8 protein-coding genes are annotated in these 14,593 nt (G+C 59.6%); 6 read left to right on the forward strand and 2 right to left on the reverse strand.

Translation table 11 applies throughout. From position 1 onward, the window contains the following. Window positions 1–781 precede the first annotated feature (781 nt). Complete coding sequence (locus E8K79_RS18985) at window positions 782–1,798, reverse strand: glycosyltransferase family 2 protein (protein WP_136516122.1); 1,017 nt, start codon at window positions 1,796–1,798, stop codon at window positions 782–784. Between the two features lie 530 nt (window positions 1,799–2,328). On the opposite strand from E8K79_RS18985, the gene E8K79_RS18990 reads away from it, so the two are divergent. Next, window positions 2,329–3,030 (forward strand): glycosyltransferase family 2 protein, encoded by a 702-nt coding sequence (locus E8K79_RS18990; RefSeq protein WP_136516123.1) that lies wholly within the window; start codon window positions 2,329–2,331, stop codon window positions 3,028–3,030. Between the two features lie 3 nt (window positions 3,031–3,033). Beyond that, window positions 3,034–3,411, forward strand: a complete 378-nt coding sequence (locus tag E8K79_RS18995; protein WP_136516124.1) for a DUF2304 domain-containing protein — start codon at window positions 3,034–3,036, stop codon at window positions 3,409–3,411. Window positions 3,412–3,656: 245 nt separating this feature from the next. Here E8K79_RS18995 and E8K79_RS19000 read toward each other — a convergent pair whose 3' ends face one another. Next, window positions 3,657–4,346 carry a hypothetical protein gene (locus tag E8K79_RS19000; RefSeq protein WP_136516125.1) on the reverse strand — a complete coding sequence of 230 codons (690 nt, stop codon included), beginning with the start codon at window positions 4,344–4,346 and terminating at the stop codon, window positions 3,657–3,659. Window positions 4,347–4,711: 365 nt separating this feature from the next. On the opposite strand from E8K79_RS19000, the gene E8K79_RS19005 reads away from it, so the two are divergent. From E8K79_RS19005 to E8K79_RS19020, 4 genes are all read left to right on the forward strand, one after another. Then, window positions 4,712–6,364 (forward strand): fibronectin type III domain-containing protein, encoded by a 1,653-nt coding sequence (locus tag E8K79_RS19005; protein WP_162604720.1) that lies wholly within the window; start codon window positions 4,712–4,714, stop codon window positions 6,362–6,364. Window positions 6,365–6,462: 98 nt separating this feature from the next. Next, entirely contained in the window at window positions 6,463–7,422 is a 960-nt protein-coding gene (locus E8K79_RS19010; RefSeq protein WP_136516127.1) for a hypothetical protein, read from the forward strand. Window positions 7,423–8,551: 1,129 nt separating this feature from the next. Next, a complete protein-coding gene (locus E8K79_RS19015; RefSeq protein WP_136516128.1) occupies window positions 8,552–11,179 on the forward strand; it encodes a cytochrome c family protein in 2,628 nt (875 codons plus the stop codon). A 528-nt stretch (window positions 11,180–11,707) separates the two neighbouring features. After that, window positions 11,708–14,590 (forward strand): MSCRAMM family protein, encoded by a 2,883-nt coding sequence (locus tag E8K79_RS19020; RefSeq protein WP_162604721.1) that lies wholly within the window; start codon window positions 11,708–11,710, stop codon window positions 14,588–14,590. Window positions 14,591–14,593 lie beyond the last annotated feature (3 nt).

Raw genomic sequence — 14,593 nt, forward strand, 5'->3', positions numbered from 1 at the left:
GTGGGACTTCTGAGTTTTGAAACCAATTGTTCGGGCGTTTGCCGTTACGCGGTCGGGTGTTTGCGGCGGGAGTGATGAAGATCGCTTGGTAACGGTTAATTGGATGGGGGCAACGTTAGCAACATTGGTACCAAAATATGAATCTTTTATAAGTATTCGATTTTCCAGATTTTCATATGTAAGGGCGGGGGAAGGGCGTAGGAAGTTGTAGGTGTTATACCCACATATGGGTGCGGCACGGGTCGATTTGACCCATAACTAAAGATATAGATGGGCAATGCACAGTGGAAGATTGACGATGGGAGATGGGAGATGGGAGGCGGGAGGCGGGAGGCGGGAGGCGGGAGTGTGAGTGTGAGCTCCCCCCTTTGCGAAGGTTCTTCAGGAAATTCCGGGGAACACGAAGCACAACTGCCTACAAAGCGCTGCATGAGCCCTAACGTTCCCCCCTTTGCGAAGGGGGGCAGGGGGGATTTGACTTGGTCCGACCATACAAACACCTGCTGACACTGCGATCGCGCACGGTGCAACAGTAATTGAAAGATAACGAACAACTTGTCCATGAGGAAAGCAACTTCGTTCAACATGCTGAAACGGTGGGACAAAAGCAAATCCCCCCCGTCCCCCCTTCGCAAAGGGGGGAGCGCGAGGTCAACTGTGGCGCTTCGTGGAAACACTTTTCTGCCGTCCCCGGAATTCCCGGATGAACCTTCGCAACGGGGGGGACGCTGGGGCACCTGTTTCCTTGTCTTGTCTCTGTGGAGCCAGCCCCCTTATCGATTTATTCACCTGCGTCGAGGAGCTCGTGGAAGGTGAGACGGTGGCGCCGCAATAACCGCAGCATCTCCATCGTCCCAACCTTCCGGTGTCGCATCACGTCGGCTCGTTTTGCCAACAGCTTCGGAAGGGCCGCCACGGCATCGCACACACCCCTCAGTACGGCCAGGACGCACTCCTTCTTGCTCCCGCTCACCAGGAACTCCCCACCTGTTCCTTTTGCCCCAACGACAACGCGTGCCTGCGTGAAATAACGCATCAGGGTGGCCACCGGCAGGAGCAAAATGAGCGGGAAAGGAAAATTTTTTAAGACCGCATAAAAATGATTTCGCTCGACCAGGTAGAGCTTGAAGGGGGAGAGCGCTCCACCGGTCATGGAATATTTATGGTAGACGATGGCGTCCCTCGCGAGCACCGCGCGCCACCCGGCAAGCCTCCCCCTTAAGCCTAAGTCGGTGTCCTCGCAGTAGGCGAAGAAGTCGCCATCGAAAAAACCGATCTCGTCGATCATGGCGCGCCGGTAAAGGGCCACGCAGGCGGAGGGGAAAAGGATCTCGGGATCGGCTGCGGGCGCGACTTCGGCGAAACGCCTCCCCCTGTTGTCGCCGCGCGACATGCCGTCCAGGCAGACCGCCATGCCGAGGCTGTCGACCACTTCGGGTTCCCGGTAGCTAAGGATCCGGCAGCCGACCATCCCTGCCTCGGGGTGTGCATCGGCTACCGCTACCAGCTTTTCCAGCCAGTCCGGCTCGGCCTTCGTGTCGTTGTTGAGGGTGACCAGGTACGCGCCGCGGGCGAAGGGGAGGGCGGTGTTGTTACCGTCGGCGAAGCCAGCGTTTTCACTGAGTTTAACCAGGCGGACTTCGGGGCGACCCTCGAGGTAGTCGAGCGAGCCGTCGCTCGAGCCGTTGTCCACGACGATGACCTCGAAATCCTTGAAGGTCTGGGTGGCCAGACTGTCAAGGCACTCCGGCAGGTGAATGAGCCCGTTCCAGTTCACTATGATGATAGATACGCGCATTCTCATTCCTCTGTATAAATCGTTCTTTGCAGCAAAACATAAGCAAACAGGGATGAATGGGATAATGGGGATAACAACAAAGGCAAAAGACTTTATCCCTTTCATCCCCTTCATCCTTGTTAAATTGGTTTTTGAGCAGTCCCTCGACCTCCAGGCAAATCCCCCCTGGCCCCCCTTCGCAAAGGGGGGAACGTTAGGGCTCATGCAGTGCTTAGCAGGCAGCTCCACCTCGTGTTCCCCGGAATTCCCTGAAGAACCTTAGCAAAGGGGGGGACGTGACGCCCAGTGCCGTACTGTGACTTTTACTGTCCCGCTGACACGCCTGTCGGTGTTTGTCTGTGTTTTTTTTAATTGCTTGCGCGGAGATATTTATATTAATATCGAGCGCCTTTCAAGGGAAAAACGGAACCCCTCTCCTCTCTCATAGATCGAGAGATGCGAATTAATTGGTCCGGATCTTGTATTCACTACCGGTCAACGTGTTTTGCGATGGTTCGCTACGCCATATGGCGTTGGCTTTGTGAGGGGATATGAAGATTCTGGCAATAATTCCGGCGTATAACGAGGCCGGTAACATCAAGGCCGTGATCGAGGACCTCAAGTCATTTGGCGGCGACATCCTCGTCGTCAACGACGGCTCGACCGACGCCACCGCTGCCATCGCCCAAAGTATGGGGGCCCTGGTGGTTTCGCACCCGTTTAACCTCGGCATCGGCGGCACGGTGCAGACCGGCATCAAGTACGCCTTCCAAAACGGCTACGACGCGGCGATCCAGTTCGACGGCGACGGGCAACACCGCGGCGATCAGATATCGAAGATCGTTGATCCGGTACAAAGGGGGGAGGCGGACCTTGTCATCGGCTCGCGCACCCTGCCTGGCGGTTACAAGATGGGGATCACCCGCTTTATCGGTTCGCGCATCTTCCATTGCCTCATCCGCTTTCTCGCCGGTAAGGCGATCGAGGATCCCACCTCGGGCTTTCGCTGCTACGGCAGAAAAACCCTCGCCCTTTTCTCCCGCTTCTATACCGACGACTACCCGGAGGTTGAGTGCATCATCACCGCGGCCCGAAACGGCCTCAAGGTGATGGAGGTCCCTGTGCTGATGCGCGGCAGGCTCTCTGGGCACTCCTCCATCACCAGGCGAAAATCGGCCTACTACATGATGAAGGTGACCCTCGCCATGGTGATTGATGCCATGCGCGGTAGGGAACTGATCGAGGAACCTTAATTCGTGGACCTGACTAAACTCGCTTCACTAGGCATCAGCATCGGTATCTTCGTCTTTGTCTTATGGCTGGTGCGGCAGCGGCGCCTGCGTGAGAAGTACGCCATCCTCTGGCTTTGTACCTCAATCTTCGTGATATTTCTGACTGCTTCCCGGCGGGTGCTCGAGGTGGCGGCCCTTTCCGTTGGTATCTATTACCCCCCCTCGCTTTTGTTTCTGGTAGGCGTCTTGTTTTTGCTCATGGTGGTGATCGGGCAGTCGGTCACGCTCTCCAGGCTCTCGGAGAGCAATCACAACCTCGCCCAAGAGATGGCGCTTTTGAAAAAGAAACTGGAAGATCTGGGCGGGGAACAAAAGGAAAGGGAAAAGGCGGAGAAGGTGTGAGTTCCTCTCCCCCCTTTGCGAAGGGGGGCGGGGGGGATTTGCTTTTTGTCGTCACGTCCTGCAGTCGCTTAGCATTGGCGTCTGTTTGCGCAGTTTTTGCTGTTATGGCCTTGGTTGCATGGCCCATGAAGGCAAATCCCCCCTCTCCCCCCTTCGCAAAGGGGGGGACCCTGCTTCCTACTTATAAGAGGAAACACGCATGGTTCTCCGGGTTTGCGAGAGGAGGAACAGGGGGGCTGAGACGGCTACTTCGGATGACCCGGGGGGAGGGCGCCTTCGGCTGCCGGTGCGGCCGAGCCGTTGGCAACGCCGGAGGAGAAGTAGATCACGTCAAAGGTGCGGTTCAGGCTCTTGCTGGTGAACTTGTCCATGCGCATGCCGGGCTGTGCGGCGAGCTCATCGCCTACCTTCACCTTGGTGACCGGAAGGGCGACCCAAACCTGTTTCCCGTCGCGCTCGAGGTTCACGTAGGTATAGCCGCCGGCGTCCATGGTTTCCACCACCTTGCCGGAGAGATCGCTCGTTAAGGACGGGGCGGGCTGAGCGTGCGCCGCGTTCTTCGTAACGTCGGCACGGCCGTCGGTGAAGATGATGCGGTCGAAGGTGCGGTTCAGCGCGGTGCTTTTGAAGTTGGTCATCAGCATCCCGGGTCTCAAAGCCAGCTCTTCGCCTACCGTTGCTTTGTTGTTGCTGGTCATGGCGGCCCAGTTGCTCTTGCCGTCCTTTTCCAGGCGCACGTAGGTGTAACCTCCGGCCTGGAAAACCTCGGCTACCTTCCCGGAGAGGGCTTCTACCTCAGACGGTGTGATAGGGGCCGGAAGGGGGGCTGCCGCAGGGGCTTCCGCGACTTTCGCGGGGGCGGCGCAACCGGACTGCAGGGCGAGGACGACGCCCATGGTCATTGCTGTGGCGAAGATGCTGCGTGCTCTTTTCATACAACCAGCTCCTTTGCATTACGATGAAGTTGAGGCAGCACAAGCTGCCCAAGGTGCCGCAGATTCTACTACAGTTTCGGTCATCAATAAAAGGCAAATTCTGCATTGGTTCGGTTTACATCTGGAACGTGCTGTGGGGTGTGGAGGTTGCGGCGTCGTGTGGCTCGGATGACTTTTTTGCAATCTTTTGAGCTGAACGCGAAGTCGGATGTTTTAAAAGGTTGTATTTGCTGAAGATCTTTAGTATATGAAATTCTTGCTCTGGCCGGTGGTCGACTTTTAGGACGTCACCGCGTCGAGCCTGTTGCTATGTGTTTACTCCGCCTGCCTGCTTAAACGGTATGCCGGAGATGGAGGCTCCTGTTTTGATCAAGCTCGTTCTTTCATTGGTATTGATGCTCTTTCTCGTCTCTTGCGGCTCTATATCGGCCCCCTCAGTCACCGGGAACGAGACGGCGAGCCCGCCGACCGAACTCGCGGTGGCAAAAACAACCTCCACCTCGGTCGTGCTTACCTGGAGCGCCGCCTCGGGCGACGTCTACGCCTACAAGATCTACCGCGACGGCACCGAGGTCGGCACCACCATCAAGGCCGGTCCGGCGAGCGCCGCTCCCACCGTCTTCAGCGACAACAACTTGAACCCGGCCACCACCTACGTTTACTCGGTGGCCGCCTCCTCAACCTTCGGTAAAGAAACTGCCTCACCGAACACGGTGATCGCCACGACCCTCCCCGCAGGACCGCTCGACCCGCCGACCCGGGTCACCGTGACCCAGACTACTGTCGATTCGGTATCCCTCAACTGGGAGGCGTCCAACTACACCGTCCCTGGCGCCGTGCTTACTTACTCGATCTATCGAAATGGCACCCTGATCGGGACCACTACCGCGGCGGCGGGGCAGGGGGGGAGCTTCACCGACACTAAGTTGTCTCCGGCCACCACCTATTACTACAGCGTCTCGGTTTCCACCGAATCCACGCTTTCTGCGCCAGTCTCGGCGACCACGGCGAGCACCAGTATCTCGCTTACCAGCACCGTGATCACTTTCGCGGGAAGCCCCTTGCACCAGGGGTCTGCCGACGGGCTCGGCGGCTGGGCTACTTTCTACCAGCCCTACGGCATGGTTCGCCTGGGCGGGTACATCTACCTTGCCGACAGCGGCAACCATACTATCCGCCGCATCGACCTCGCCACGAGCCAGGTGAGTACCGTTGCGGGGACGCCGGGAGTTCTCGGTGCCGCCGACGGCATCGGGGCCGCCGCCCGCTTCGACACTCCGCGCGGCATCACGACTGACGGGACTAACCTCTACGTGACCGACAGCGGCAACAACGCGATCCGCAAGTTCGATCCGGTATCCGGCGCGGTAACCACCTTCGCCGGCACCCTCGGCTCGAGGGGCTTTCTGGACGGGATCGGCACCGTCGCGCGCTTCTACGCGCCGCGTGGCATCGCTTCCGACGGGAGCAGCCTCTACGTCGCTGATACCTACAATAACGTCATCAGGAAGATCTCCATTGCCGACGCCTCCGTCAGCACCATCGCCGGCACCAAGATTAAAGGGAGCAACGACGGTGTGGGCCCCGGCGCCTCGTTCTTCTACCCCTACGGGATCACCTGTGACGGTCCGAACCTCTACGTAACCGACACCTGCAACCACACCATCAGGAAGATCGTCATCGCTTCGATGCAGGTGACGACCCTGGCGGGAAGGCCCGGGTTCTCTGGTAGCGCGGACGGTCCCGGTGGGGACGCCGGGTTCTATTATCCGGACGGGATCCTGAGTGACGGAACCAGCCTATACGTCTGCGACACAAGCAACTACACCATTCGGAAAGTGAACATAGCGACAGCCAACGTGGTGACCTTGGCTGGCAAGGCGGGGGCTAGTGGGACGACCGACGGTTCCGGCTCTTTGCCGCGCTTCCGCGCCCCACGAGGGATAGCTCTCTACGGCGACCAGCTCTTCATCACGGACTTCGTGAGCCACACGGTGCGGCGGATCACGCTCCAGTAGGGGCGGCGGCCGCTACGCTACCGTTTGACATCAGTGGCGAGGCGTGGCTATAATGGCCCCCTTTTCACCTATCACACACTTCTACGAGCGGGGGTATGATGCGCGTATTCTATCTGTTGGCGGTACTGACGGGACTCTTTCTGGGGGGCTGCGGAGTCGAGTGGCTTCCGCCACCTCCCCAGGTTGCCGCGTTCTCCTTTACGCCCAATTCCGTCACCGGGGTAGCCACTGGCTCGACCCAGACCTCGAACACCGTAACGCTCTCCATGGACACCACGAGTGCGAACATCAGCGTAAGCGGTGGTGAATATTCGGTGAATGGCGGCGCCTTTACTTCCACCGCCGGTACCGTCGCAAACGGCGACACGGTGGCTGTGCGTCATACCGCCTCGAGCAACGCGGGTAGTACCGTGACCACCATGCTCCTCGTCGGTGATAAGCGCGCCACCTTCTCGAGTACGACGGCAGGCGGTGCCGATGCCTTCTCCTTCTCCCCGTCCGCAGTCTTCAATGTCACTCCCGGGTCGACGCAAACCTCGAATGCGGCGACGGTCAACGTGAGCGGCACGGCGCAGATCAGCGTGACCGGCGGGGAATACTCGGTGGACGGCAGCGCCTTCACGAGCTCGTCCGGCACCATCGGTGCGGGGACCCACACGGTGCAGCTGCAGCATACCGCCGCTGACGGCTTGAACAGCACTACGGTGGCGACAACGGTCACCATCGGCGGCACCAGCGCGAGCTTCACGAGCGCCACAGGGAATGTCGCCGCGGCAACCATCGACGTGAACGGCACCGCGGATACGACTGTCACCGGGCAGCTTGCGCTGCAGCTTGTTCCCGGCACCTACAACATCGCCATCACGCAGGGGTTCGGCGCGTACTCGTTAAACGGCGCCGACGGGGACTACCAGGTGGAAGAGCAGGCGGTCGCCTTCACCAACGGCCAGATCATCCATTTCCAGGACTTCGCGAACCCAACGGTCGGGGATGTGGCCACGACGGTTTTCACCATCGACGGCGTTCCGATAACCTTCCGCGTGCACACCACGCAGTAGTGTCTCATCGTCCATACCGCAGGAAAAAAGCCGGCTCACGCCGGCTTTTTTTGTTATCTGCGGGAAGAGGGGATCACCCAAGGCTAAATCCCCCAGGCTCCCCATTCGCAAAGGTTCTACAGGAAATTTCGGGGAAGCACGTGAGTGTTGCCTCGAAGCAGTAAGCCGGCCAAACGTTCCCCCCTTTGCAAAGGTTCTTCAGGAAATTCCGGGGAACGCGAGGTGCAGCCGCTTGCAAGGCACTGCATGAGCCCTAACGTCCCCCCCTTTGCGAAGGGGGGCAGGGGGGATTTGCCTCTGTCCGACCACACAAGCACCCGCTGACGGTGCGATCACGCGCGCTGCAACAGCAAGTGAGAAGCGCCAAAATTAGTCCATGAGGAAAGCAACTTTGGTTAACAGATGGAAACGGTGAGATAAAAGCAAATCCCCCCCGTCCCCCCTTCGCAAAGGGGGGGGGCGCGAGGCCACCGTTCTCAGCAAAAGAAGACACGGGTTCTCTGAAAGGCCTCTTTCCCGGAATTCCCGGATGAACCTTTGCGAAGGGGGGGCAGGGGGGATTTGCCTTGGTCGGACCATACAAACACCTGCTGACGCTGCAATCACGTACGCTGCAACAGCAAGTGACAGATGACGAACAACTTGTCCATGAGGAAAGCGACTCCGTTCAACAGGCTAAAACCAGTGGATGAAAAGCAAATCCCCCCCGTCCCCCCTTCGCAAAGGGGGGAGCTATAAGGCCACCGTTCTCAGCATGAGAGGACACGGGTTACCTGAAAGGCTTCTTCCCCGGAATTCCCGGATGAACCTTCGCAAAGGACAGGACGTGATGCCGTGCTCGCGGCTTCGAGACCAACGCACTCATGCTTCCCCGGTATTCCCTGAAGAAGCTTCGCAAAGGGGGGGCGGGGCGCGTGGGGAGATGGCCGGCACGGTTGCGTTAAATGAACGTTGCACGCTGAACTTTGAACGTTTTTTGCTTATCCTCCTACAATTTTTTCTTACACTTGCTTGCATTTTCGACTACGCCAAGTAATATCTCATGAGCCTAAGGCCCCCTCTCGCCTAATTAACCCATAGTCACCTTCCTCGTCACCATCTTATATAAGGCACCGTAATGGAGGTCGGCATGATCAAGAAGGCACTGTTGTTCCTCGTCATCCTCACCTGTCTACCCTCGCTCGCCCTCGGGTGGACCCTGACCGCTAAAATCGGGAGCCCCTCGGGGAGTATCGCCGGAGGTTCGCCCTACAAGGTGGTCACCACGGGTACCGGATATCTCACCATTCCGACGGGTGACACCATCGTCGCCGTCACCCCCACCGCGGGGTACACGGTATCGATGGTGACCCTGGACGGGAGTGTGATCTCCGTTCCTGCGGCGGGAGGGGACGTTGCCATCCCGCAGGCGGGAAAAACCGCGCGGACACTGATTGCATACTTCACCGCGGCGACTTACTCCATGACGGCGAACCAGACGACGGGAGGCCTGCTTTCCATGCAGCGCATAAGTCCCACCGGCGGGTCCATTACTACGACGACGCTTACCGGGCTGCGTACAGGAAACGTCGTGCGCGTCACGGCGACCCCCAATACGGGATACAGCGCCACCTCGATCTCGGTGGGGGGGAGCCAGGTCTGGAGCGGCAGTTACCCGGCAGCGGTCTATTACGACTATACGGTCGGGACGAGCAGCGTAACTGCGCAGGCCAGCTTCCTCAGTATCCCTACGGTTACGGCGCGCCTTGCGACAGCAACGACACGCACGCCGGTCAATACACCGGTTACCCTTGATGCCTCCGGTTCAACTAGCAACGACGCACCCCTTTCCTACCGCTTCCAGGTAGTGTCCGGCGACCCCGCCGCGGTGACGCTCACCCCGGCAGGCCCCGGACCCGATGCAGTGACGAGTTTCAAGGCATCGCTCCCCGGCGATTACTTGGTGCAGGTGACGGTAACCTCTACGCGCGGCGCGACCTCCACGGCGACCTCACCCGTTATCACCGTGCTCACCCAGGCGGGGTATGATTCTGCCGGGTGTCTCTCCTGTCACGGCAACAGGGATCCGGCCATTGCCGCGGCATACCAGCAATCCACCCACTACCTGACGGCCGCGGTGAGCTGTTCTGGGTGTCATAACCCGGACGGTAGCCTCGGGCATCCCTACCTTGCCCAGCCTGGAAGCTCCTGTCTGCCATGCCACAGCACAGCTACGCCGCAGATTGCGACAGATTTTTCGGCCTCTCCGCATCTGAATACCGGTTGCATCGGCTGCCACTACGATCACACGGCGACCTCGACCTTCAACCGCTGCAGCGACTGCCACGGACAACCTCACCCCTGGGATAGCCAGGGAATCTGCGGCAGCTGTCACTTGACCCACAACCCTTACACCATCACGGCGCCGCCGCCGCACTTCAACTCCTTCTCCACGGCGCGCTACGTAACCTCCCGTATCGGGTGTGAAAACTGCCACAGAACCATCGACGAGGCGGGAGTAAGCACCTTCAACGTCTACAGCGCGAACCGACAGTGGGGGCGCTCGGGCAAGGGTGACTGTAAGTCGGCTGCTTACGTCTCCTTCGACTTCAAAACGCTTGGGACCGCGCTTCCCGCTACACCTGCAAACTCGGCAGGGGCGGACTGCGTACGGTGCCACACGACAACGGGATACGTGAAGTACGTTGATTCTGGCTTCCAGGATATCGCCGCGTTCGACGACCCGGCAGATCGGCCGGCCCGCGAGATGATAGTCTGCTCGGCCTGCCACACCCCGACGCCTTTCCTCTCCTACGACATCGTGGACTGGGACACCTACACGTACATCCCCGCCTTCAGTAGGCGCGACGTGCCAATCGTGACCGCCTACTACAACTACAGCACGGCCGGGACGAAGGTGCTAAACCCGGTCCTCATGCCGGCGGACACCGGTGAGTCGAACAACTGCATCGTATGCCACACCGGTAGGACTGCGGGAAGCACGCTCAGGATACTCGCGCAGCGCTACGGAAGTTCGGGCACCTTCTGGAGTAACACCCCCTTTATCGATCCGCACGGCATGGCGGCGGCGGGGATTCTGTATGGCAAGAATGGTTACGAGTTCTTCGGCAAGAGCTACAGCGGCACCTTCGCGGTCCATGGGGCCTTAGGCGGCGACGATCCGGGCTCGTGCATTTTCTGCCACATGTCGGCCGAGGATAAACATTCCTTCTCTCCGGTTCAGAAGGACGCCTCCGGGATGATCACGCAGATCACCGCCTTTGCCCCGACCTGCAGTGGCTGTCACGACCAGACAGTGAAACCGATACCGCTCAACGACCCGGCGCAACTCGATGGTAAAAGGCGGGATTACGGCTCGGCACTGAAGGCCCTCGCCGCGGTCCTCGCGCGGAAGGGAATTTACTACAACGCCGCGCTCTCCCCGTATTTCTTCACCACGGGGGACCAGGCGGCACAGGGCGCGGCCACCGCGTATCGCAACTGGCGTGCTTTCTATGTGGCTGGAAGCCCGCCCTGGTACAGTGGCAGTGACCTCATGGGGGCAGCCTTCAACCTGAAGCTTCTAGACGGTGAGAAGGGTGGGTATGCCCACAACAGCTACTACGTGAAAAGGCTTACCTACGACTCCATCGACCTCGCCGACGACGGAAGGCTGAACGCGACTGTCGCGGTGACGCTGCAGAACCTCCTGGCGACGACCCTGTTCACCGAAGAGGACCGTGCGCGTGCCATTTCCTGGGTCGGGGTGAGGCCGTAACCAAGGGACGACTGATGATGGATAATGGATAAATAACGGCAGGTTGGGGCCCCGAGGAAGGCCCAGCGGCCGACAGGTGGAAAAGCCCTCCCCTCTACACATTGGGGGAGGGCTTTTTTGCAATTTTCAATATTTTTTCATCTGGACAAAGGGACTTAAGCTGGCGTATTATAAGGCGCCGTTTTGGCTCCTAGCAACCTCTTCGCCTCATATTCTCTTGTCCTCGGACGGGAGGAGGTCGTTGTACATGCTGGTGGGCAAAAGGCGTTGCGGTTACGTCAATTGGCGTAGCGGCGGCGGAGTGTCACCCAATGATAGCCGGCACATCAAGCTAAGTGCTTGTTTTTATTGGTTAGTGTGCCGTCCTTTTGAGATGTTTTTCGGCGTTCCTCTTTGGGAGCGCTTATTGCTACAGCATCTGTTGTCCCGGCAAGGCCGGGTCGAAAGCCGCACCAGATGCGGCTTTATGGGAGACAGGCCAAACTACCCAGGCTGAAGCGCCAGGGTGGGAAACAAAGAGGAGGCAGGATGCTGTACCACATTTTCAAGCGATTTAACGTAACATCCGCCGCAGGCACGTTGCTCGCGGGAGCGCTTCTCGCGCTCGCGCTCCTTCTGGCGCCGCATGCGGCGCTCGCTACGGTGGCGACCCCGCAGGGATTGACCACGAACCACTGGAAGCAGGGGAGTTCAGAGGGGTATTCCATCACAGCAACGGTCACCGTTCCGGACACCCTGGCGGGGCTGCCCGATATGACTCTTTCCGGCGCGCAGGTTTCCTCTCCGGTTGCCCTCGTTCCTGACACTGCCGGGACTACCTACAGCGTGACCGTACCGGTGGCGACGCGTCCCCAGGTTGGAGATGCCTACTCGGTAGACGTCGTCTATCCGGCTGACCCGACCAACCCCATAGCGCCTGAAACACTACAGCTCAACGTTAGTGCCGTGCTCGACTCCTTCGCCGCTCCGGTCTCGCCGCTGGGCGGGGTAGGGGGAACCACCAACCCGACCTTCAACTGGACGGCACCCCAAAGCGGGAGCGTTGCCGCGTACCGCCTCGCCATCTATGGTGTCAACGAGTTAAACGGTGATGCGTGGCTCTCCCCCCAGATCCCTTCCGGCACGCTTTCGGGCCAGTATCTGCCGACTGCCGCAGATACCTCCGTGACTGGGGGCTACCCAACCTCGCTCGTCGCCGGCACCCTCTATAACTGGTCGGTGTTCGTCTTTGACGCCAACGGCAACAGTACCGAGATAAAGGATGGCACCGTGATGATCGGCGCCAACCTTTCCGGAAAGGTGACCGACTTCTCCGGCGCCGCGATCGCGGACGCCACGGTGCAGGTTCGTACATCGACGGGGGGCTACGTGGCTGCGACCACCACGGGTACTGACGGAAGCTACCTGATCGGCGGGCTCACCACCAATACGGTCGGTTACAAGGTCATCTTCACGAAGCTGATCGACGGCGTGCAGCAGACCACCTATTACAATAACCGCCTGGACGACTCCGACCTCCTCCCGGTGAACTCAGGGGTGCTGCAGACTGGCATCAATGCCGTCCTCGGCGGGTGGGGTGCCATCACCGGCAAGGTGGTGAACAGCTCGTCTTCGCCGATGTCTGGTGTCACCATTCAGCTTCTGGACGCTAACGGCAACGCCACTAGCTACCCGACCGCCACCACCAAGAGCGACGGCACCTTCTCGTTCAACCTGCTCCCCCCCGCCACCTACAAGGTGAAGGCGATCGGCGCGGCCGGTGTGTACGCCGATACCCTCTACAGTGACTCGCTCACGGTGACCGCGGGGCAGGTGAACAGCCTGCCGAGCAACATCATGCTGTACCGGATCAACATAAGCGGCACGGTGACCGATCAGAATGGCGCGCCCGTTGCCGGCATAGGGGTGTATCTGCTCACCACTTCCGGTTCGTACGTCTCAAACTACTACGGCACCCAGACCGCCTCGAACGGGACCTACGCCATTGCAGGCATCACTGTCGGCAGCTATAAGGTGTTCTTCGATACCGCCGGCACCTCGTACGCAAAGCAGTACTACAACCAGAAGGCCACTGTAGCGACGGCAGACACCGTGACGGTGCTGTCGGCTACCACGCCGGTCACCGGTAAGAACGCGGTGCTCGGTTCGGGCAAGCCTACCGTTACCGCGTTCACGGTACCTTCGACTTCTACGTCGCTCACCGTGAGCGGCATCACCTTCACCGCCAGTGAGCCGACCTTCGGGACCATCGCAGGCTACATGATCACCGAGAGCGCTACCCAGCCGTCAGATACCGACACCCGCTGGAAAACCACCGCCCCCACCAGCTACACTGTTTCGGGGGTGGGTGATATCACCCTATATGCGTGGGCCAAAGGGGCAACCGGCGTCGTCTCCGATTCCGTCGCGCGCAGCGTGACGGTAACCTACGTCGCCCCCACTGTTACCCTCTCCACCCTTTCCGACCAGGCGGTGACCGCGAACCAGGTGCTCAACGTTGCGGGCTCCGCGGCAACCGGTGTTACCACCCTTACGGTAAATGGCCAGACGGCTAACCTCGCGGCAGATGGGAGCTTCAGCTTCCCGATCAAACTAGTCGCCGGAGCGAACACCGTCGAGGTTGTGGCGAATGGGACCACCACCTTCACACGTAGCATCACCTACGACGCTACGGCGCCCGCCCTTTCGGTCACACAACCCGCCGACAACCAAGTCACCACGACGGCCTCCACCACGGTGTCAGGCACAGTTGTTGCTGGCGCTACCGTGTCCGTTTCGGTCAACGGGGGTGCCCCGGTACAGGCGATCGTAAGCGGGACCGACTGGATCGCCAACGTGACCATCGTCGCCGGGGTGAACACCATCGAGGTGGTAGCAGATCTCTCTGGCAAGAAGAACTACGGCAAGAGGACCATCTCCCTCGTTTCCACGCTTCCCGACCTTGTCGTTACAGGGCCGGTACAGGATGTGGTGATCGACAAGAGCACCCAGACGATAACGGGAACCGTCTCAAGCGGGGCGACCGTTTCTGTCAGCGCAGGCGGCAAGACCTTCACACCGCAGGTTACCTCGGGGAGCTTTAGCCAGGATGTCAGCTTCGCGGCGCGCGGCTCCTACCCGGTCACCGTGACCGCAACTTCCACCGCCGGAACTAGCACCGTAGTCAGGAACCTCATCGTGGAGCGCAGGATCGGGGACTGCAACAACTCCGGTGGCGCGATCACCTCCGCTGACCTGCAGTACGCCATAAACATCGTGATCGGTAAGCCTGGCTTCGACTACAGCACCTTCTGCGACGTCAACTTCAACGTAGCGAACGGGACACTCGTCCCAGACGGCCAGACCAGTTCCGCTGACGTACAGACACTAATCAACGTGCTGATTACTAAAGCGGGGTGGGTTCTTCCCTAAGGA

Source organism: Geomonas edaphica, assembly GCF_004917075.1.
Taxonomy (GTDB): domain Bacteria; phylum Desulfobacterota; class Desulfuromonadia; order Geobacterales; family Geobacteraceae; genus Geomonas; species Geomonas edaphica.